We start from the raw sequence: 1,137 nt of genomic DNA, 5'->3' as shown, positions 1-1,137 counted from the left end.
GTGGGGGGCTGGCTTTACTCTGTTTACGGGGATTTCTTGGCTGAACATCGTTGAATGGCTTGGTGATCGCTCGTTAGCGGTATTGGCTGCCATCGCGAATAAGTTCAGAGGTTCAGAACAAGAGACGCTAGAGCCTCAGCTTGATGAGTTTGTTGAGGATAAAGTATCAACAAAACACGTTGAAGACGATCAACAAGACGACGAGACGCTTCCTCACTTAACGGCTTACGAAGTTGAAGAACCAAAAGAGAAAGCGGCAGTACACGAATATCCTATATATATGCCGCAAGCCAAATCAGAAACGTCTGCGGTAAAACCTACGCCAGAGCCCCAACCTCAACGAGTTTCGGCAGTAAATGCGACGCCAACGTATGTTGAACCAGAACCACAACTTAAAGCGGTCAGCACAGATAACGTGGATCCAATGGTTGAGCGTACCAAGCAGCTGAACGTAACCATCGAAGAGTTGGAAGCAGCAGCGCAGCAAGCAGATGATTGGGCGTCAGAAGAACAAACAAGCCAATCTTATGCGGATACAAACGCAGTCTATCAAGAGCAGGTGCAAGCCAAGCATGAAGAGGTTGTTGAACACGATACGCCTCAACGAGAATCAAGCTATGAAGAGTATGAACAGTTTGCTGCTCAGCAAGAACAGCAACTCCATGTGGAACCAACGCCACACGAAGAGCCTGTTATTGACACTCGTGCGCTTGATGACATTACCGACCACGCTGAGCCAAGTGAACATATTGAACCAATTATCTCTGATTTTGATGTAGTAGATGAAGAGGAGGCATATGTTGCTCCTCAACCTCAGTCGCGTTCACCAGAGCCTCAACCTATAGTTCAACCACAATCGGTTTCTCAAATTCAACCAGAACAGACACCTGAGCCGAGTGTAGTGTTTGAACCAGCGCCACAAGAAGTTGAGGTTGAGGAAGTGCAAGATGGCGATCAAGATGTTGTCGCATTCCAAAGCATGGTATCCAGCGCGCAAGCAAAAGTTGCCGCGACGCAAAACCCATTCTTGATGAAGCAAGAACAGAATTTACCAGTGCCAGAAGAGCCGCTGCCAACACTTGAATTGCTTTACCATCCGGAAAAACGTGAAAACTTCATCGATCGTGAAGCGCTTGA

General features: G+C 47.5%; 1 pseudogene. It reads left to right on the top strand.

What is annotated here, in order from left to right:
* Positions 1 to 1,137, top strand: a pseudogene (locus tag R7P72_RS25355) (DNA translocase FtsK); the annotation flags it as partial.

The organism is Vibrio sp. Vb0888 (assembly GCF_033338835.1).
Lineage (GTDB): Bacteria > Pseudomonadota > Gammaproteobacteria > Enterobacterales > Vibrionaceae > Vibrio > Vibrio alginolyticus.
The sequence above is the reverse complement of the archived record's forward strand: the minus strand, read 5'-3'. Positions and strand labels throughout refer to the sequence as shown.